Source organism: Tenacibaculum jejuense, from assembly GCF_900198195.1.
Taxonomy (GTDB): Bacteria; Bacteroidota; Bacteroidia; order Flavobacteriales; family Flavobacteriaceae; genus Polaribacter; species Polaribacter jejuensis.
This window is the reverse complement of the sequence record NZ_LT899436.1, coordinates 571,589-592,625: the sequence shown is the minus strand read 5'-3', so window position 1 is coordinate 592,625 and position 21,037 is coordinate 571,589. Positions and strand designations below refer to the sequence as shown.

At 31.1% G+C, this 21,037-nt stretch carries 10 protein-coding genes; 7 read left to right on the top strand and 3 right to left on the bottom strand.

The window, feature by feature from the left end; all coding sequences use genetic code 11:
• Positions 1–251 precede the first annotated feature (251 nt).
• Entirely contained in the window at positions 252–2,861 is a 2,610-nt protein-coding gene (locus AQ1685_RS02815; RefSeq protein ID WP_095069261.1) for a DUF5916 domain-containing protein, read from the bottom strand.
• A 189-nt stretch (positions 2,862–3,050) separates the two neighbouring features.
• On the opposite strand from AQ1685_RS02815, the gene rplM reads away from it, so the two are divergent.
• The 4 genes from rplM (at position 3,051) to tsf (ending at position 5,823) form a co-directional block, all read left to right on the top strand.
• A complete protein-coding gene (gene rplM, locus AQ1685_RS02810; protein WP_095069259.1) occupies positions 3,051–3,506 on the top strand; it encodes a 50S ribosomal protein L13 in 456 nt (151 codons plus the stop codon).
• Positions 3,506–3,892, top strand: coding sequence for a 30S ribosomal protein S9 (gene rpsI, locus AQ1685_RS02805; protein ID WP_095069258.1), 387 nt, complete (start codon positions 3,506–3,508; stop codon positions 3,890–3,892). Before rplM ends, rpsI begins: the two co-directional genes overlap by 1 nt.
• Positions 3,893–4,010: 118 nt before the next feature.
• Positions 4,011–4,772: a 30S ribosomal protein S2 gene (rpsB, locus tag AQ1685_RS02800; RefSeq protein WP_095069256.1), complete on the top strand. Its 762-nt coding sequence runs from the start codon at positions 4,011–4,013 to the stop codon at positions 4,770–4,772.
• Positions 4,773–4,854: 82 nt separating this feature from the next.
• A complete protein-coding gene (gene tsf / locus AQ1685_RS02795) occupies positions 4,855–5,823 on the top strand; it encodes a translation elongation factor Ts (protein ID WP_095069254.1) in 969 nt (322 codons plus the stop codon).
• A gap of 92 nt (positions 5,824–5,915) precedes the next feature.
• Here the strand turns inward: tsf and AQ1685_RS02790 are convergent, their stop codons facing one another.
• The gene (locus tag AQ1685_RS02790; RefSeq protein WP_162288547.1) at positions 5,916–9,131 is read right to left on the bottom strand and encodes a T9SS type A sorting domain-containing protein; all 3,216 of its coding nucleotides are present in this window, start codon (positions 9,129–9,131) and stop codon (positions 5,916–5,918) included.
• A 539-nt stretch (positions 9,132–9,670) separates the two neighbouring features.
• On the opposite strand from AQ1685_RS02790, the gene pyrH reads away from it, so the two are divergent.
• The 3 genes from pyrH to AQ1685_RS02775 all read left to right on the top strand — a co-directional run bounded on the left by pyrH (position 9,671) and on the right by AQ1685_RS02775 (position 13,431).
• A complete protein-coding gene (gene pyrH / locus AQ1685_RS02785) occupies positions 9,671–10,381 on the top strand; it encodes a UMP kinase (protein WP_095069250.1) in 711 nt (236 codons plus the stop codon).
• Between the two features lie 35 nt (positions 10,382–10,416).
• A complete protein-coding gene (frr, locus tag AQ1685_RS02780) occupies positions 10,417–10,971 on the top strand; it encodes a ribosome recycling factor (protein WP_095069248.1) in 555 nt (184 codons plus the stop codon).
• A gap of 96 nt (positions 10,972–11,067) precedes the next feature.
• Positions 11,068–13,431, top strand: coding sequence for an efflux RND transporter permease subunit (locus AQ1685_RS02775; RefSeq protein ID WP_095069246.1), 2,364 nt, complete (start codon positions 11,068–11,070; stop codon positions 13,429–13,431).
• A gap of 99 nt (positions 13,432–13,530) precedes the next feature.
• Here the strand turns inward: AQ1685_RS02775 and AQ1685_RS02770 are convergent, their stop codons facing one another.
• The gene (locus AQ1685_RS02770; RefSeq protein ID WP_095069244.1) at positions 13,531–20,700 is read right to left on the bottom strand and encodes a leucine-rich repeat domain-containing protein; all 7,170 of its coding nucleotides are present in this window, start codon (positions 20,698–20,700) and stop codon (positions 13,531–13,533) included.
• Between the last annotated feature and the right edge of the window lie 337 nt (positions 20,701–21,037).

The window sequence follows — 21,037 nt, the reverse complement described above, 5'->3', positions numbered from 1 at the left end:
TTTAAAAACCACCTTAGTATAGGTGGTTTTTTTTATGCTTTATCTTCTGCTTTTCATAACATCAAATATGGGAACCTTATGAAAATTAAACACGTTATAATTAATAATTCACAAAGGCTTTAATCGGGTAATAAACTCTACTATCACAGTAAGTATTGTAATTCACAAACTAATCCAATAAACAGCATAAAATAAATCAGCCAGAGTAAAAATACTCTGGCTGATTTATTTATATTTTAAAAATCTGATTCTTACTTTAAGAATCGATAGGTGAATTTAATTAAAAATATATTCTCTAATTCTTGTTCTAAAATTTGATTATTCAAACCTCCTAGTAAAGATCGATCTGGATCTTGACTTCCAGTAGTTCCTTGAGACCATACAAAGAAAAACTCTGATCCTGGTATATATTCCCAACGCATTACTAAATTAGATCGAAACTGCGCAAAAGAAAAATCTGGGTTAGAAAATTCATAATCTGTAGTCCCATCTAAATTTTCATCTATCTGAAAAACATCATCTACATTGTTGAAATCAATTTGATTTTCATCTAAAAAAACAACTCTATTATCAATATTCTCTGAAAGTGAATTGGATACATAATTAAAATTACTATACCTTCCTCTAGCTATAAAAGGCTGTCCGTAATATTGAATAGATAAATTTGGATTAATACTATAATTTGCTCTAAATGTAAAAGACAAATTATTATTATCTATCTCTCCTAAAATATATCTTGGGGTTGTTCCATTTACTCTTTCTGAAACGTATTGCGTTTTATTTATGTTTTCTCTAAAATTAGTACTTAACGAAACACTTAAAGCATCTAATGGTTGATAATTCAAATTAAGATTATAATTCTTTACATCAAAACTATCGTCTGTACCGTAATTATTACTATAACCTATAGAAAAATTAAATCTTCTACTTGAATCTGATCCAATTGCAAAATTGTAATATACTTCTTCTGAATTTCTCCAACGCGGACCTCCTCTTAAAAATGAATTCTGGATAGATCTCGGACGATATCCAATTCTTCCTTCTGTATTCCAGTTATTATCCCAATTAATATTTCCTCTTGTTTCATATTCAATTCGGTTAAAATTCCCTGCAAAATCATACATACTTCTTAAAACTACTCTTGCTGATGCTCTTCTATATATTTTAGTAGGATTTTGCCATAAATATTCTATGTTTCCAAATTGCCAGATTTGATCTGTTTGTCTTAAAAAACCAATATCATTTAATTCAAATTCTGGAGATTTCCAGTTTGCGCCTAAAAAGAAACGCCAGTTTCCTCCTCCTCTTTTCCCACCGAAAAATCGTCCACCCGTTCCAGTTAATGATGTTCTGTTAGGATCTACACTTAAGTGATTAGCATCTACTCTTTGAAATAAATGACGAATAGATTCTTGAGTTCTTTGAATAGCTTCTTTACTTCCTGAAACATGACTCATAGAGAAGTTTCCTTGAATAAAGTAATCTCTATTTTTCCATTCATGTCTAAAATCTAAACCACCAGAATACGCTGATTTATGAAGTGTATTAATCGATTGTAAATCTCTATTAGTTGCGGTAAAAATCCCTCCGAAAAAAGACTTTCTGTCATTGAAATCTTTTTGAACTCTGGTAACAAAATAATTTGTTAATGGCTCAACTAAAACCTCTCTTCTTTCTCCATTATTATCTATCTCAGCATACTCATTATCTGTTACAGTTTCTAAAACACCAATAGACCATCCGTCTCTAGTTTTTCCAGAAAACTTAGCTGCAGCAATTATTGAACTATTAATTGGTGTATCTACGAATTCTCCATCATTAGAATCGGCAGAAGTCTGTGGAGTCCTTCCAATTCTTCTACTGTAAAACACATTATCTTGTCCTCCAACCCTAAAATCAAATATATTTTTATTCTCAACAAAGAATGGTCTTTGCTCTCTAAAGAAAACATCATCAAAACCATCCAATACAATATTTCCTGGATCGGCTTCAACCTGACCAAAATCAGGATTTATAGTAACATCTAAAGTTAAATCATTAGTGACTCCAATTTTAGCATCTAACCCACCATTAACTCTAAAATTTTCTCCATCTCGGAAAGGATTCCCTGGTTCTTTTTCAAAAGTTTCATAAGACAATACAGTAAATGGCTGAATTTCTAGTTGCTTTTGAGATTTTAGATCTATTAATCCATGCAATTCACCAGCTTCACTTACAAAACCAGAAATATCATTCGGTATTCTTTGCCATAATGATCTCTCGTTTTTTCTAAAGATTGTTCTGTTGAAATTCAATCCCCATATTTGTTCTTTTGCTTTACCAAAACGTAATTGACTAAATGGTATTTTCATTTCTCCTGTCCAACCTTTATCATCAATTACCGCATCTGTATACCAAACAGGATTCCAACTTTCATCCCAGTTTTGACCATTTTGAGTTACAAATTCTTCACCTTTTACTCCTGCAGCAGTAACGGTAAAAACAAAAGCAGTTCTTTTATCATGGTAACTATCTATAATTACATTTACACGATCTCCGGCAAAACCATCACGACGCGTTAAACGCGCTTCAATCTCTTCAGGAGATTCATCAAAAGCTCTAATAGCTACATAAAGATATTTAGCATCGTAAAGAATTTTGAACTTTGTTTGAAAAGCAGGAGCGACTCCTTCTTCAGGATTTTTTTGAATAAAATCACCACCCCAAGGTACAGTACCCCAAGCGTCATCATCTATCCTACCATCTATAAGTATCTCTTTATCAGTTTTTTTAGTCGTATAAATTTTCTTCTCTAAACTTTGTCCCCATCCGAATTGCAAACAAAAAATAGAAAAAATTAACAGTAATGTTCTTACCCTCATTGTTAGTTTTGAATCGTTGTCGCAAAAGTATACCAGAAATCTCTTAACAATATGTTAATTCGCATTTTGAGATTCTTAAATAAAATTAAACCAACCTCCTATTTGTCAGTAAAATAAATATTTGTAAATTTGCACTCCTTTTTTAAGGAAAATTAAATTATTTATTAATAGACAAAAACTAAATCGTGTATGAACACATTAAGTTACAAAACAGTATCAGCTAACAAAGCAACTGTAAACAAAGAGTGGGTTGTTGTTGATGCGGACGGGCAATCATTGGGTCGTTTAGCTTCTAAAGTTGCAAAACTTATTAGAGGTAAACACAAGCCAAATTATACACCTCACGTAGACTGTGGTGATAATGTTGTGGTTATCAATGCTGAAAAAATTAACTTAACAGGAAGTAAGTGGAATAACAAAACTTACATCCGTCACACTGGTTATCCAGGTGGACAAAGATCGTTAACTGCTCAAGAAATGTTCGACAAGAACCCTACTAGATTAGTAGAAAAAGCAGTAAAAGGTATGTTACCTAAAAACAAATTAGGTAGCGCTTTATTTAGAAATTTATATGTATATGCTGGTGCAGAGCATGCTCAAGAAGCTCAAAAACCAAAATCTATTAACCTTAACGATCTTAAATAATGGAAACAGTTCACAAAATAGGTAGAAGAAAAACAGCTGTTGCTCGTATTTATCTTTCAGAAGGTAAAGGAAACATCACGATCAACAAAAGAGATTTAAACAATTATTTTACTACTCCAACTTTACAATATAAAGTTAGACAACCTTTAATGTTAACTGAAAACTTAGAGGCTTATGATGTTAAAGTAAATGTTTATGGTGGTGGTGTAACAGGACAAGCTGAAGCTATCCGTTTAGCTATTACTAGAGCTTTAGTTTCAATTAACGAAGAGCACAAAGCAGTATTAAAGCCAGAAGGATTATTAACTCGTGATCCAAGAATGGTTGAGCGTAAGAAATTCGGTCAGAAGAAAGCACGTAAGAAATTCCAGTTCTCTAAGCGTTAATCGTTTATTGGAACTGTTTTTCAAAAAATATTTTTTTATCAACAGTTTAGTATCTAAATAGTTCAGACGTAAAACTACTGGACTATTGTGAAAACAGAACGTAAACACATTTATTAAAATGGCAAACATTCAAGAATTATTAGAAAACGGAGTACACTTCGGTCACTTAACTAGAAAGTGGAATCCAAACATGGCACCTTATATTTACACTGAGCGTAATGGTGTTCATATTATAGATTTATATAAAACTTCAGCTAAGATCGACGAGGCTAAAGAAGCTTTAAAAAAGATCGCTAACTCTGGTCGTAAGATTTTATTCGTAGCGACTAAGAAACAAGCTAAAGATATCGTAGCTGAAAAATCTAAATCTGTGAACATGCCTTACATCACTGAAAGATGGCCAGGTGGTATGTTAACAAATTTTGTTACTATCCGTAAAGCGGTTAAGAAAATGACTGCTATTGATAGAATGAAGCAAGATGGTTCTTTCGATGCTTTATCTAAAAGAGAAAAATTACAAATTAACCGTCAACGTGAAAAATTAGAAAAGAATTTAGGTTCTATTGCTGATATGACTCGTTTACCAGGAGCGTTATTTGTAATCGACGTAAAGAAAGAGCACATTGCAGTTGCTGAAGCTCAAAAATTAAATATTCCAATCTTTGCAATGGTTGATACAAACTCTGATCCAAGACCGATCGATTTCGTAATCCCTGCAAATGATGATGCTTCTAAGTCTATTGACAAAGTTTTATCTTATGTTACTGAAGCTATTTCTGAAGGTTTAGCTGACAGAAAAGCTGACAAAGAAAAAGCTAAAACAGAAAAAGAGACTGAAAGCAAGAAAGCTGAAGAAGTAAAAACTGAAGAGGCAAAATAAATATTTAAAGGTTTCATTACATTGAAACCTTTAATTTATTTTATCATTGTACAATTAAATACAACCTTAAAAAACAAACAAAATGTCAAAAATTAGCGCTGCAGACGTAAAAAAATTAAGAGAGACTACAGGTGCAGGAATGATGGACTGTAAGAACGCTTTAGTTGAAGCAGAGGGTAACTTTGATAAAGCTATTGAAATCTTACGTAAAAAAGGTCAAAAGATCGCTGCTAAAAGAGCAGATCGTGATTCTTCTGAAGGTGTAGCTATCGCTAAAATCAGTGACGACAATACTTACGGTGTTGCTATCGTATTAGCTTGTGAAACTGATTTTGTTGCTAAAAATGACACATATAAAGAATTAGCTCAGCAATTCGTTGATATCGCTATCAACTATACTAATAAAGAAGATTTTTTAGCTGCTGAATTCGAAAGTGGAGTTACTGTTGCTGAAAAATTAATCGAGCAAACTGGTGTAATCGGTGAAAAAATAGAAATCCCTTCTTTTGAAAGAATTGAAGCTCCTTATGTTGGTTCTTATACTCACGTTGGAAAGATTTCTGCTTTAGTAGGATTAACAAAAGCAATTGATAAAGCTGCTGAATTAACTAAAGATTTAGCTATGCAAGCTGCTTCTATGGGAGCTACAACTTTATCTTACAAAGATTTCTCTCCTGAGTACGTTGCTGCTGAAACTGACGCTAGAATTGCTGCTATCGTTAAAGATAACGAAGAATTAGTACGTTTAGGTAAAACTTTAAAGAACGTTCCACAATTCGTATCTAGATTACAATTAACAGACGAAGCTTTAGCTAATGCTGAAGAAGCTGCTAAAGAGCAATTAAAAGCAGAAGGTAAACCAGAAAAAATCTGGGATAAAATCTTACCAGGTAAAATGGAAAGATTTATTTCTGATAACACAACTTTAGATCAAGAGCAGTGTTTATTAGATCAGAAATTCATCAAGGATGAAAAGAAAACTGTTGCAGAATACGTTTCTTCTTATGGTGATGTTGAAGTTAAAAACTTCGTAAGAGTTACTTTAGGTTAATTCTTATTTCAATTATAAAATTAAAAAAGCTGTCTAAATTTAGACAGCTTTTTTTGTTTCGATATTTTTACAATATCCGTTTTTGAGATTTTTTACTGTATGATAACTTTCTTTGTTATCGTTTTATTGTGTTGTTCTACTTTAATAAAATAAATTCCTGTGCTTCCGAAATCACTTCTATTCAAATTCACAGCATTTTTATCTGTTATTTTATTAAAAATCATTTTTCCTGTAGTATCATAAATCAATATTCTTGAACTTTGATTACTATTACCAAATGAAACTGTAATTTTTTCCAACTTTAAAGGATTAGGATAAACTAATACTTCATTAGCTTTACTTACTTCTTTTCTTGCAAAACTAGACTTGGTGAACCCGTTTAATGTTACCAACTGTGTTGTTACTCTCGCATTACAAATAGCACGTAAGACTAAAGTATACTCTGTACCTTGCTGTAATCCATCGATAGTCATTTCAGGAATAGAAGATCCTTCATACGATGTAGCTCTTGGACTGTTGATATTTCCTGTAAATTGTCCTTTTGGCCAAGCTCTTAATTCATAGGTTTTTACATTCAATAAATCTGTAAATGTTACAGTAATAGATGAATTTGTACTGCTTTTCACTTTAAAATTCTCAATAATAACTTGATTGTTACATGCTTCTTTTCCTCTTAATGTAGTTGCATCAATCTGAACTAATTTTGTAGTCCCACCAGAAGCACAAATTGCACGTAAAACTAATGTATATGGTGTACCAGCTTCAAGTCCTTCAATTGTTAATGGTGAAGAATTTCCACCTTTATAAACTAAAGCAGCCGGAGTATTAATATTTCCAGTAAACTGTCCTTTTACCCAAGCACGTAATTCATACTTACTAACATTTTTAATTTCATCAAAAGCTAATGTTAAAGAGGTTTCGGTAGTGTTAGTTATCGCTAAATTTGAGATTTCAGAATCTATATTACACTTTTCTTCAGCACTAACTATTTTCCAATTTTGATTTTTATTTCCTTTTTGAAAAGCCCATAAATGCATTGTATTTCCATTGTTTCTGTCTACAACTTTAGAACAGTGTAAAGGCTCAAGAAAGTAATCCTCGCCCACTTTAGTAATACTCCATTTTTGATGATTTGCAGTAGCTTCTGTCCAAGTTCCAAAATTAAGATTTGGATTTTGAGTTGTATCATTTTTCTCACATGCAGCATATGGAACTTCAAAATACTCGTTATTTCTTAAATTCTTAATTGTATAATAGTTTCCTAATTTTACAATTTCCCATTTTGCACTATCTGCTGAAGTATTTGCTAAATCTACTGTTCTTCCGTTAGGACTATTTAATTTCTTATTATCGTACGGATTTTCGATATAATAAATACCATCATCTAAGTTGGCATCTGGTCTAGAAGCATCTCCACCAGTATCTGGATTATTACAAGATTCTCCTGGTAAACCATAACAACCTAAACCTGTTGGTCCGAATTCAGGATTCCAATTAATTCCAGGAACCCAATTATCACCAAGTTCATAAGCACCAACATCAGGAGCTTTTCCTTTATATCCATTAGTTATTCCGTTAATTACTCTACCATAATCAACAGCTTTAGCATTGGGTTTAAGTTTGAAATTATTACCAGCATGATTCACAAAAGAGTTCTTATCAATTAAATTATTTTGTTTGTCAGATTGAGGCTCCCAAGTTACTTCTGTTTCTTGATTTCCTGCTTGATCTGTTACTTTTCTATCTGTAATATTATTCCAAACTTTAACATTCGTGAATTTAGTCCCTGCTTTATGCCAAGCTCCCATGGTTCCACCTTTAGCTTTTACTAATGTATTATTGAAAATATCAAGGTCTTTACCATCCCAATTGATTTGAACATTCGTCCATTCAACATTCCAAACTACATTATGATGTACAGAAAAAGCTTCAGCATCGTTATCTAAATAAATTCCTGCTGCCTTTTTTAATTTTCCTCTACCTTCTGCATCGTGAAACCAATTGTGGTGAATTTCTGTGTTTTGTGGACCACCAACTGTGTAAAAAAGTGCACAATCATCGTTAATTAAATTACTTCTTGATACGTCATTATAACCAATCTCACAACGATTTCCATTAAAATTGATTCCGTCTCTACCTGCATTAAAAATTGTGTTTCGTAAAATTTTATTATCAGTTCCACCTCTTGCAACCAACGGAGCATCATATGAACCTAAATAATTAAAATCATGAATATAATTGTTCTCTAATTTATTAGAGCTTCCTCCTAAACGAACACCAGTAGCAGCACTAAAAGCAATTTCACATTTTTCTACTACATTATTTTTCCCATTTACTTCTACACTTGGTTTTCCAGCGTTAAAACCTTTAAAAATTCCTTGTGTATGATTTCCATAAAAAGAAGAAACCTTATATAGTCTATTATTATTAGAGTTCGATTTCATTAGGATAGCTCCACCAAAAACAGCTAAATTTTTGATTTCTATAAAATTTCTCTGATTTAAATCTATAGTAACTTTACGTCTTCTCATTTGTACTTTTCCATTAACTGGAGCAGTACCATTAGGCATTTGTACAAATAATTCTTTTGTTTTACTGTTAAACCACCATTCATTTTGATAATCTAAAGCGTCTTTGACTCCTTCTAAATAGAAATCACCTTTACTTGCTGGATCATGAAAAGTTCTGATCCAGGTTGGATTTTTATCTAAATTGAAATTTACTCTCCCTGAAGAACTTGAAGTGATAAAAGCTTTCCAAGCAATCCATCCAGAACCAGGACGATCTCCGTAAAAGAAAATAGCTCCTCCCTTCCAATTAATATTTGGGATTTTAGAAGAAGTTAAGAAGGCACCATTAGATACATTTTTGTTACTTCCGCCATCGTTTCTCAAAGAATTTAAAGTAAAAGGCTTTCCATCTGTATTGTTTGGCCAACGTGCTAAATCCATAGCAACATTACCGTTCATTACAAAGTTTTCTTGACCAAGATCCCAATTGACCTTCGTTTTATAAATAGATCCTTTGTCTTTTTGCCAACCATTTAAAGCTTGCATAGCTGTAATGATTACTTTTTCTCCTGGTTTGGAAGTGTACACAATTGGTGCACCAGCTCTACCTGATCTTGCAGGTCTAATAACTTCTTCATAAGTTCCTCCACCAATAACAATAATATCACCAGGTTGGGCAACAGCAGAAGCTTTATTGATTGTTAAAAAAGGTGCGTTAGCACTTCCATTGTTTGAATCATTTCCTTTCTTAGAAACGTAAATATCTCTGGCATGAGATAGATGTACAATAAAAAGCATGGATAAGATCAGACTTTTTAGACATAGTTTTTTAATAATTTTATAATTTTTCATCATTTGGTTTATTTAGGGGTTTATTTTGCAGGATATAACATTGAAAAGTATTAATTATTGCATATTATTTAAAAAAATAACAATCATTAACATAGTACAATAATTATAAACGTATTTACTTTTAGAAAAAACACGAAGAATTATAGATTCATCTTATGAACTTAACAGTAGAATGTTACAACAAAAGATATTAGGATAACAACGTAATGTTATACTAAATGTAAGAGCCTGTAAAGAATAATAAAATCAGTTTGTTTTTTATGAAGGTGGGTAAGATACTTTCATGATTTTTAGATTTAGGGGGTTATGACATCTAAATTAAAAAAAATAATATTCTGTTTTTGAACAGATTATAATAAAATCACATACTAAATCCACCTAACTTATTTAAAGACTTACTCTTAAATTTTCGTATTGGTCGGATTATCACTATCTCTTTTTTTATTATGAATACTTTGTATATTTGCACAACTTTCAACAGAACTATGCAATACAAACGAATACTTCTAAAATTAAGCGGAGAAGCTCTAATGGGAGAACGCGACTATGGAATAGACCCTAAAAGATTAAAAGAATACGCCTTGGAAATTAAACAAGTAGTTGAAAAAGGTGTAGAAGTTGCCATTGTTATTGGAGGAGGAAATATTTTTAGAGGTGTTTCTGGTGCTGCGAATGGTATGGATAGGGTTCAAGGTGATCACATGGGAATGCTAGCAACTTGTATTAATGGATTAGCTTTACAAAGTGCTTTAGAAGATGAAGGTGTGTATACCAGAATGCAAACTGCTTTAGAAATTAAAGAAGTAGCAGAACCTTATATCAAAAGAAAAGCGATAAGACATCTAGAAAAAGGTAGGGTTGTAATTTTTGGTGCTGGAACTGGTAATCCTTATTTTACTACTGATACAGCTGCCGTATTAAGAGCAATAGAAATTGATGCAGATGCAATTTTGAAAGGAACTCGTGTTGACGGAATTTACAACGATGATCCTGAAAAAAATAAAGATGCCATTAAATTTGAAACTATTACTTTTAAAGATGTAATCAACAAAGGATTAAAAGTGATGGATATGACTGCTTTTACTCTTAGTGAAGAAAATAAATTACCAATTATTGTTTTCGATATGAACAAACAAGGAAATTTAATTAAATTAGTTTCTGGAGAACCAATTGGAACAATAGTTGATCATAAATAAACCCGTTAAAAACGAGTTAATTAAATTATAAAGAGATGACTGAAGAAATAGATTTTATTTTAGATAGTACTAAAGAAGCTATGGTTAATGCTATTTCTCATTTAGAGAAAGAATTAAGAAGCATTAGAGCAGGAAAAGCATCTCCTGCAATGTTAGCAAATGTACAAGTTGATTATTATGGATCTCAAACTCCATTAGGTCAAGTAGCAAATGTAAATACACCAGATGCAAGAACAATCTCAATTCAACCATGGGAAAAAAACATGTTACAAGAGATTGAAAAAGCGATTATGATGGCTAACTTAGGTTTCAATCCTATGAATAATGGTGAAAATATTATCATTAATGTACCACCTTTAACTGAAGAGCGCCGTAGAGATTTAGCAAAACAAGCTAAAGCTGAAGCTGAAAATGCAAAAGTTGGAGTACGTAACGCACGTAAAGATGCTAACAATGAAATAAAAAAAGTGGATGTTTCTGACGATATGAAGAAAAATGCTGAAGCTGATGTACAAACTTTAACAGATAGCTACGTTAAGCAAATTGACGAAAAACTAGCTGTTAAAGAAAAAGAAATTATGACTGTTTAATTTTTCTCAAAATAAATTAAAAAAGAGTGTTTTAAAACACTCTTTTTTTTATTTTTCTTATCTTTTTAATATTTACCTTTGCACAAATTTTTTTAGATGACTTTTTGGACTAAAATCGCAGGATTTATTTTACGAAATCGCTACCTAGTGTTAACTACTATAGTTATTATCACTGCACTTTTACTTACCCAGTCCAAATACGTTCGATTTTCTTACACGGAAGCAAATCTTCTTCCAGAAAATCATGAAGCAAATATTCAATACAACAAATTCTTAGAAATTTTTGGTGAAGAAGGAAACCTAATCATTCTAGGAATAAAAGACAGTACTTTTTATTCTTTAGATAAATTCAATTCTTGGAATAAATTAGCTCGTGAATTAGATAGTGCTCCAGAAGTAGAATTTACAGTTTCTATTTCAGATATTAAGAAACTAAAAGCTGATCGTAAAAAAAGAAAGTTTGTTGTTGATCCTTTGTTTGAAAAAGAGCCAACAAAACAAGAAGAAATAGATCAAATTAAAATTCAACTTTTTGAGAAACTTCCTTTTTATGAAAATATTTTATTCAATAATGAAGGAACAATTCAAACAGCTATTTATCTAAAAAAAGATATTGTAAATAAACCTGAACGTGCTCAGTTTATTGAAGAAACTCTAATTCCAGCCATAGAAAAATTTAAAGCTGAAAACAACTTGGATGTTAAAGTATCTGGAATGCCATACATTCGAACTTTAAACTCTAAAAATATTTCCGAAGAAATGGGAATATTTGTGTTAGGCGCATTGTTTATTACAGCAATCATATTCTTTTTCTTCTTTCGATCGTTTAGAGCTACGTTTATCACCTTGTTAGTAGTTATAGTTGGTGTAATGTGGGCCTACGGTTTTATTGGTTTATTACGTTATGAATTGACTGTTTTAACAGCTTTAATTCCGCCATTAATCATTGTGATTGGAGTTCCTAACGCGGTATTTTTAATTAACAAGTATCAACAAGAGGTAAAAAAACACGGTAATCAAGCAAAATCATTACAACGTGTAATTTCTAAAATTGGAAATGCCACGTTAATGACAAATATTACAACTGCTTCTGGTTTTGCGACTTTTGTTTTTGTAAAAAGTAAATTACTTCGTGAATTCGGAATTTTAGCTTCAATAAATATCATTAGTATTTTCATTTTAGCACTGTTAATTATTCCTATTCTATATAGTTTTATGCCTCTTCCGCAGAAAAAGCATTTAAACCACTTAGAAAAAAGGTGGATGGAAAATGTAGTAGACTGGATGGAAAGAATGGTGAGAAAACAACGAATTTATATTTATATAACTACTGTTGTGATTATCATTTTAAGTATGATAGGTTTATATCAAATACGAGTTTCTGGTAGTTTAATTGAAGACATGCCTAAGGGTAAACAATTTTACAAAGACATCAAATTCTTTGAAAGTGAATTTGGTGGTATCATGCCTTTAGAGATTCTTATTGATACGAAGAAAGAAAAAGGTGTTATGAAACTTTCTACATTGAAAAAGATGGAAAAGTTAAATGAAACTATTGAAACTTTCCCTGAGCTTTCTAAACCTATTTCGGTAAACAACTTAGTGAAGTATTCTAAACAGGCATACTACAACGGAAATCCGAAGTATTATCAATTACCAACTAGTCAAGAAAAGAGTTACATTTTTGCATATACAAAGAATTCTAATAGTAACTCTGGAATGCTAAAAAACTTTGTGGATAGTACTGGTAGATATGCGCGTATTACAACATTTATGAAAGATATTGGAACTGATAAAATGGATATCATTCAAGATCGATTAAATGCTGTGATTCAAAAACAATTTAAAGGAGACAAGTTTAGTGTTTCTATGACTGGTAAAGCTTTAGTTTTCTTAAAAGGAACCAATTACTTAATTAAAAACCTAGTAATTTCTTTATCGTTAGCTATTTTATTGATTTCAATTTTTATGGCTTGGATGTTTAGATCTCCTCAAATGATTTTAATATCGTTAATTCCAAATATGCTTCCATTGTTAATTACTGCTGGATTGATGGGGTTCTTCGATATTCCTATAAAACCATCAACAATTCTTGTTTTTAGTATTGCTTTTGGTATTTCTGTAGATGACACCATACATTTCTTGGCAAAATACCGACAAGAATTATTAGCAAACAACTGGAAGATAAAACCTGCAGTTTATGCTGCTCTTAAGGAAACTGGTGTAAGTATGTTTTATACTTCTATTGTATTATTCTTTGGGTTCTTAGTATTTACTATTTCTAGTTTTGGAGGAACAATTGCTTTGGGTGGTTTAGTTTCTGTAACGTTATTACTAGCTATGGTTTCTAACTTATTATTGCTACCTTCTTTATTACTTTCTTTTGAGCGAAAAATTGCAAATCAGAAAGTATTAAAAGAAACGAACTTTAAAATTTTTCCGCCTAAGGAGAAGAAATAATATAAAAATTAGACATAACATAAAAAACGCACACTTCTTTAAAAGTGTGCGTTTTTGTTTCACAATCCAAATTATACAAATTATCTAAACTAAAATCGTTTATCTTTTAATTAATCGTTTTACTATTCTTCCTTGAGTTGATTGAATATTGATCATATACACTCCTGATGGCAAATCTTGAATATTTAATTTCTCTGTTACCTTATCAATAGACTTTACTTTCACTCCTGTTATTGAAAAAACATCTAATCTTCTTATACTAATATTATTTGAAACATCAATATTAAGAATACCGTTCGTTGGGTTTGGATATAAAACAATAAAGTTCTTCAACTCTTCATTCTCTATACTTAAAGTAGTATCAAATGTAGCTGTAACTGTTCCTGTTCTTAAGGTCAATCCTGTAACAATAGTGTTTGTAATTTGACAATAATAAGTTCCATCATCAGCAGAAGAAGGATTCAAAATATCGTAACTAGCTTCATTAGCTCCTGTTATTGGCGATCCATTTTTATACCACTGATATACATTATTATTTCCAGATACTTGAGCTTCTAATCGATAATCTGTATCAGTCAGCTCAATTGTTTCATCTTCGCTAACATTAGCTTGTGTTTCATATAGAAACTGAGTAAATGTATTGTAAATTGAAAATTCATCTTCAAAGTCACCAAATTGAAACTTATTATTATCAATATTAAAATTATTCAGTGAAGTGATATTGGTTAAATCTGGAATATCTCCTTCCAACTTATTAAAAGGAATTAAAAATGTTTCTAGTTGCGTTAATTGATTTAAACTTGGCGGCAGATTATTTTCTAGATTGTTAAAGCTTAAATCTAAATATTTTAGTTCTGATAAGCCTCCTAAACTTTCAGGTAAAGTTCCTGTGAGGTTATTGTTACTTAAGCTAATTCTAGTAATGTGTTTCCCTCCATTTACAATTTCTGTAGTTACTCCTTGCCATTTAGTTGCATTGAAAGGTGAATTCATAATAGCCCTATTTAAAACTCCAGTCCAATTTTGGTTGTTTGTCCAATTTCCTCCATCTAAGGAATTGTACATATCAACTAAAGCATTTATTTCTTCATTCGGAACATTGTTGTATGCAGTACAATCTTGTCCCCAAACAATCTCAGGATTTCTTTGTGCAAATCGTGAATTTTCCCAATCTGAAATTGTTGTTTGCGGAACGGCGATACAATTTAAATATGCATTAGAAAAACTGAACGATCTTGAAAAACCTCCATCAAAATCAAATTGATTATCAAAAACTTGTGGAGAAATACCAATTCTCAGTCCTGTAATCTCATTAGAACTTACCTGCAATGATGTTAGGTTTACGAGATTGGAAAAATCTAAATTTCCTTCAATATCATTTCCTTGGACATCTAAATGTTTCAATAAACTTAAATTATTTACTTCAGCAGGAAGCCTAGTTAATACATTCTGATTTGTAATTGGATCAATCTGACTACTTAAAGTTAACTGCTCCAAATTAATTAACATTCCTATTTCAGCCGGAATTAGTGAAATAGCATTACTTGACATTTTAAATATTTTTAACTGACTCAAATTTCCAATTTCAGCTGGCAATTCTCCCTTAAGTAAATTAGAGTTTAACTCTATTTTAGTTACATGTTTTTGTCCATTTATCACAGCTGTAGTTACACCGAACCAAGCACCAACATTTACTTTTTGAGTTATATCTGAATCCCAAAGTACTCCGTTATATGAACCTGTTAAGTCATTTCTCCAATTATTTCCATCTGTCGCATTAAATAGTGCTATTAACGCTTCTCTTTCTAAATCTGAAATACTATTATTGGTAACACCACTACAATTATCTGAATATACAACACCATTATCTAGAACGCTGTTTTGCTCATTAAAACCAGATAATTGCCAAGACACTAATTCGTCACTTGGTACTTCCACACAACCACAAGCATTTCTCAATAAAGAAAATCTACCAAAATTAGAACTTCCAAATGCTGTAGGTGCAATATTGATTTTTAAATTTTCAATAGTATTATATTCTAATTTTAACTCATTTAAAACAGTTAGATTACTTAAATCTAAATCGCCAGATATCTGGTTAAATTCTACTCTTAAATTTTTTAAATTTAATAAGTTATTAATGGTAGTTGGCAACTCTATTAATTCGTTATTTTGAACATACAATTCTTCTAAATTTGCCAGATTCCCAATAGATACTGGTAAACTGTTAATTTTATTTATTCTTAAATCTAGCTTTTTTAAACTAAGAATATTACCAATTTCATTGGGTAACGAGACTAATGTCTTCTCTCGTGTACTGAGATCATTTTGTTCAGTTATTAACAACTCTTCCAACACAGTAAAATTTCCAATACCAACTGGTAAACTAGATAACGAATTATTAGAAAGATCTAAATATGTTAAACTTGATAAATTTCCTATTTCTGTAGGTAAACTTGAGATGTTATTTCCTCTTAAATCTAAACGCGTAAGTTTACTTAACTCTCCAATCTCTGGCATTAATTCTGTTAAATTCCCTCTACCGTTAAACCTTCCTAAGTTTAATTCTACTAATTCAGTTAAGTTTTTAATTTCCGAAGGTATAAAACCATTTAATCTTCTATTTGAAAGATCTATTCTTACGATATGTTTTTGTCCATTAACAATTTCTGTAGTTACTCCTTCCCAAGCACCAACATTACTTAAACTGTTTGGATCAGTACCCCAAAACTGACCTGTCCAATCTGTACCTCCACTTGTAGCATTATAAAAAGCAATTAAAGCTTCACGTTCTAACTGCGGTACTCTAAATCCTGTACAATTATCACTAAAAGCAACACCATTGTCTATACTTACCGTATTACTTGGAGAGGTTTCCCAATTACTGACTTCTGAAGCAGGAACTTCAACACAAGTTAAATTAGGATTTACAGATAACCTTGCTGAAAAAGGAGCTTTCCCTAACTTTAAACCTGTTATCCTATTATCAGTAAGGACTAAACGTGTTAAAGAAAGAAGATTACTTAAATCTAGGTCACCTTCAATTCGATTACCAGAAGCATTAAAATTTGTTAAACTTGATAAATTGTTTATAGATAACGGTAAACTTGTTAAGTAATACGTTGTACCTCCGTCAAAAGTAACTTGATTCGCAACACTTAAATTTTCTAAGTTAGATAAATCCCCAATTTCTTCAGGTAAACTTGTTAGTCTGTTGTACTCGATATCTAGAATTTTAAGAGCATTTAGATTCCCAATTGTAGCAGGTAGACTCGATAACTCATTACCTCTACCAGAGCCGTCTCCTAAATATAACTGCTCTAAAGCTATTAATCCATCTATAGTATTTGGCAGTGATGTTAATTTATTATCTTGTAGGTATAATTGTTTTAAGCTTGTAATATTACCAATCTCGTCAGGTAAAATCGTTAATGTTTTTTCTCTTGTATTTACATTATTTTGACCTGTTATTCTTAACTCTTCTAGCACAGCAAAATCACCAATCCCAGCTGGTAAACTCGTTAATGAATTGTTAGAAAGATCTAGATAGATCAAACTTGACAAACTTCCTATTTCTGTAGGTATAGTAGGTAAGATATGACCTCTTAAATCTAATCGTTCTAGTTTTGTTAACTCTCCAATTTCTGGTTTTATTTCTGTTAAACTACCTCTTCCATTAAACACTCCTAAGTTTAATTCTACTAATTCAGTTAAGTTTTTAATTTCTGAAGGTATGAAACCGTTTAAACGAGAACTTCTTAATTCTAATTTTACAACATGTTTTTGTCCATTAACAATTTCTGTAGTTACTCCTTCCCAGGCACCAACGTTACTTAAACTGTTTGGATCAGTGTCCCAAAACTGACCTGTCCAATCTGTACCTCCACCTGTAGCATTATAAAAAGCAATTAAAGCTTCACGTTCTAACTGTGGCACTCTAAATCCTATACAATTATCACTAAAAGCAACGCCATTATCAACAGTTACTGTACTTGAAGTCGCTGCTGTTGTTTCCCAATTATTAACTTCTGAAGAAGGTACTTCAATACAAGTTAAATTAGGATTACTAGACAATTGTGAAAAGAAGGGAGCTTTACCTAATTTTAAGTCAGAAATACGATTGTCGGTAAGATTAAGAGACGTTAAAGTCATAATGTTACTTAGGTCTACACCTCCTTCGATTCGATTACCAGAAGCATTAAAGTTTATTAAGCTTGATAAATTGTTTATGGATAAGGGTAAACTTGTTAAGTAGTATGTTGTTCCTCCATCAAAAGTAACTTGGTTCGCAATGCTAAAATTTTCTAGATTAGATAAATTTCCTATTTCTTCAGGTAGGCTTGTTAACCTATTATATTCTATATTTAGAATCTTAAGAGTGTTTAGATTTCCTATTGAAGCTGGTAAACTTGATAACTCATTACCTCTACCAGAACTATCACCTAAATTTAACTGTTCTAAAACTACTAATCCATCAATAGTATTTGGCAATGATGTTAGTTTATTATCTTGTAAATACAATTGTTTTAAACTTGAAATATTACCAATCTCATCTGGTAAAGTAGTTAACGTTTTCTCACCTGTATTTACATTATTTTGACTTGTTATGCTTAACTCTTCTAATACAGTAAAATTACCAATCCCTGCTGGTAAACTCGTTAATGAATTGTTGGAAACATCCAAATATGTTAGACTTGATAAATTTCCTATTTCTGTAGGTATAGCAGGTAAGATATGACCTCTTAAATCTAATCGTTCTAGCTTTGTTAACTCTCCAATTTCTGGTTTTATTTCTATTAGATTCCCTCTTCCATTAAACACTCCTAAGTTTAATTCTACTAATTCAGTTAAGTTTTTAATTTCTGAAGGTATGAAACCGTTTAAACGAGAGTTTCTTACCTCTAATTTTACAACATGTTTTTGTCCGTTAATAACTGCTGTGGTAACACCGTTCCAGGCTCCAACATTACTCAAACTATTTGGATCTGTATTCCAAAACTGACCTGTCCAATCTGTACCTCCACCTGTAGCATTATAAAATGCAATTAAAGCTTCACGCTCTAATTGCGGCACTCTAAAACCTGAACAATTATCGCTAAAATCTACTCCATTATCAATACTTATAATACTATTTGTAAGAGCTGTACTTTTCCAATTATTCACTTGATCAGAGGGAACTTCAATACAACTTAAATTCGGATTAGATGTTGTCTGTATAGAAAAAGGAGCTTTCCCTAATTTTAATCCACTTATACGGTTACCAAAAAATCCCAGATAATCTAAAGCTAAACTGTTGCTTAAATCTATATCACCTTCGATACGATTTGAACTTGCTTCGAAATTTTTCAGACTTGTTAAATTAGTTATAGTAGCTGGTAAACTTGTAAGATGATAAATTGTTCCAGCATTAGCACTTGTTTGATTTGTAATATTTAAATCTTCTAAAGAAGATAAATTTCCAATTTCTACAGGTAATGCCGTTAATTGATTGTTCTGTAATTTTAATATTTTAAGTCCACTTAAACTTCCTATTCCAGTAGGTAAACTCTCTAACCTATTATTCTGTAATGGTAATTCTGACAACAATGTTAAGCTGCCAATAGTATTTGGTAATTCTTTTAACTGGTTATCATGAAGTGTTAACTCTTGTAGTAATGATAAATCACCAATATTAGCAGGAAGTTTAGTATCAAAAATCGCATTATCTTCACCTAATCTATTTTCATGTAGTCTTAAAAATTTCAATTTTGTAAAACCACCTAAACCTGCAATTACCTGTAAATCATTATTATTTAAATATAGCGTTTCTAACTCTGTTAGGTTTGAAAATTCTACTGGTGTATTTGAAATGCTATTTGACGATAAATCTAAAAATTGTAGTAATGTTAACTGTCCAAATTCTGAAGGAATACTAGCAATTTCGTTGTTAAAACCTCGCATTAAAGTTAGTAATGTAAGATTACCTAACTCTGGTGGTAATAATGTAATTTGATTATTTTGAAACTGTAAAGTTTTCATGTTGACTAAGTTCCCAACAGAACTAGGAATTTCATCAATATTATTAGAACTAAAATTAAGTTGTTCTAAAGCTGTTAAGTTTCCTAAACGATCAGACAGTGAAGGAATTTGGTTGTTACTAACATTTAATATTTTTAGATTCACCAAATCATAAAAATCTTCAGGTAACGAAGAAATTAAATTGCCATTCAAGTACAGTTGTTCGAGTTTTAATAGGCTTCCTAATTCAGGAGCAATACCTTGTAAACCATAACTTGTCAAATTTAAATAAAACAACTCTGTAAACACGTTGATATCAGATGGCATCACATCATTAATATTTTTTTGTGCAATATGAATTTCAGTTACTCTTGTTTCACCATTTATAACTTTCATGGCAATCCATTCATTATCATTCACTCCATTTTTTACTGTGCTTCCATAAGTATAATTATCATCTATAAATAACTTTTTTAATACTTCTCTTTCTTGTAAATTAGGCAATGCTGTTCTATCTGCCTGATCATGCATTACAATTCGTAGACCTAAATCGAAACGAGAACTCGATAATGTTATAAAGCTATTAGGATTAAAAGCTTCTAAGTAAGCTAGATTTGGAGTTTCAGAAATATTAATACTGTTTGGAGAAGAAATAGTACTGGGTATTTTAAGAAAACTAATACCTGTATTTTTAATATTGATGGCTCCGAGAGTAAATAAAGAAAAATCTAGTGTTCCAGATATCATAGGATTTTCTCCTATACTTATGGTAGACACTCCAACAGGAAATAAATCTTCTGAAATTACACCCGTAAGCATATTCTCATTTAATACTAAAAGAATTAAATTGTTGAATCGAGTAAAATCAGGAAAAGCACCAGACAAATTATTCTCTCTTAACTGAATAATTTCCATATTTTCTGGAAATTTAGTCACTAGTAATTCTCCTGTAATACTATTTTTTGCCAATTCTAAGCGTCTTAACTCTGAAAAACCATTGAAATCAGGTAATTCTCCTACAACATTGTTGTCATTTAGTATCAAGCGAATTACATGTTGCTGTCCATTCACGATTGAAACAGTTACTCCATGCCAAGTAGAAACATCTGAAGTACCATTAGGATCAGTATCCCAATTCGTGTTATTTGTCCAATTATCTCCATCTGTAGCATTGTAAAATGCTATTAGAGCTTCTCTTTCTGCTTGCGATACTTGGCCTTGCGCCCCCCAAAATATCACAACAAAAAGAAGTAAAAGTAATTTTGTTTTCATATGTAAGTTCTTTAATTCATCAAAACTACATTTGTAAACTAAGGAAGTAAATACCTAGTATTGGGTATTTTGGAGATCGTATAAAAAACAAAAGGCCCTCAATTAAGAGAACCTTTGTTTTAAATTGAATAGATAAACATTTAAAGTTTATCTCTATACATTATATGCCCCAATATTATGAAATAATTATCAAATTAATCACACATATTTTAACTATTTCAAATATTATATTGAAAAATCGTCTCTTTTTTATCAAATTAATTAAAACACACTGAAAATCAAAACTTAAACTTATTATCACTCTCTTAAATATCTTTTTAAAAAAGCTTTTAAAACT

Excerpts from the sequence above, each read along its gene's own strand:
- frr (WP_095069248.1), top strand. The coding sequence starts at position 10,417 with ATGACTGAAGAAATAGATTTTATTTTAGATAGTACTAAAGAAGCTATG.
- AQ1685_RS02815 (WP_095069261.1), bottom strand. The coding sequence starts at position 2,861 with ATGAGGGTAAGAACATTACTGTTAATTTTTTCTATTTTTTGTTTGCAA.
- rpsB (WP_095069256.1), top strand. The coding sequence starts at position 4,011 with ATGGCAAACATTCAAGAATTATTAGAAAACGGAGTACACTTCGGTCAC.
- AQ1685_RS02770 (WP_095069244.1), bottom strand. The coding sequence starts at position 20,700 with ATGAAAACAAAATTACTTTTACTTCTTTTTGTTGTGATATTTTGGGGG.
- rpsI (WP_095069258.1), top strand. The coding sequence starts at position 3,506 with ATGGAAACAGTTCACAAAATAGGTAGAAGAAAAACAGCTGTTGCTCGT.
- rplM (WP_095069259.1), top strand. The coding sequence starts at position 3,051 with ATGAACACATTAAGTTACAAAACAGTATCAGCTAACAAAGCAACTGTA.
- tsf (WP_095069254.1), top strand. The coding sequence starts at position 4,855 with ATGTCAAAAATTAGCGCTGCAGACGTAAAAAAATTAAGAGAGACTACA.
- AQ1685_RS02790 (WP_162288547.1), bottom strand. The coding sequence starts at position 9,131 with ATGCTTTTTATTGTACATCTATCTCATGCCAGAGATATTTACGTTTCT.
- AQ1685_RS02775 (WP_095069246.1), top strand. The coding sequence starts at position 11,068 with ATGACTTTTTGGACTAAAATCGCAGGATTTATTTTACGAAATCGCTAC.
- pyrH (WP_095069250.1), top strand. The coding sequence starts at position 9,671 with ATGCAATACAAACGAATACTTCTAAAATTAAGCGGAGAAGCTCTAATG.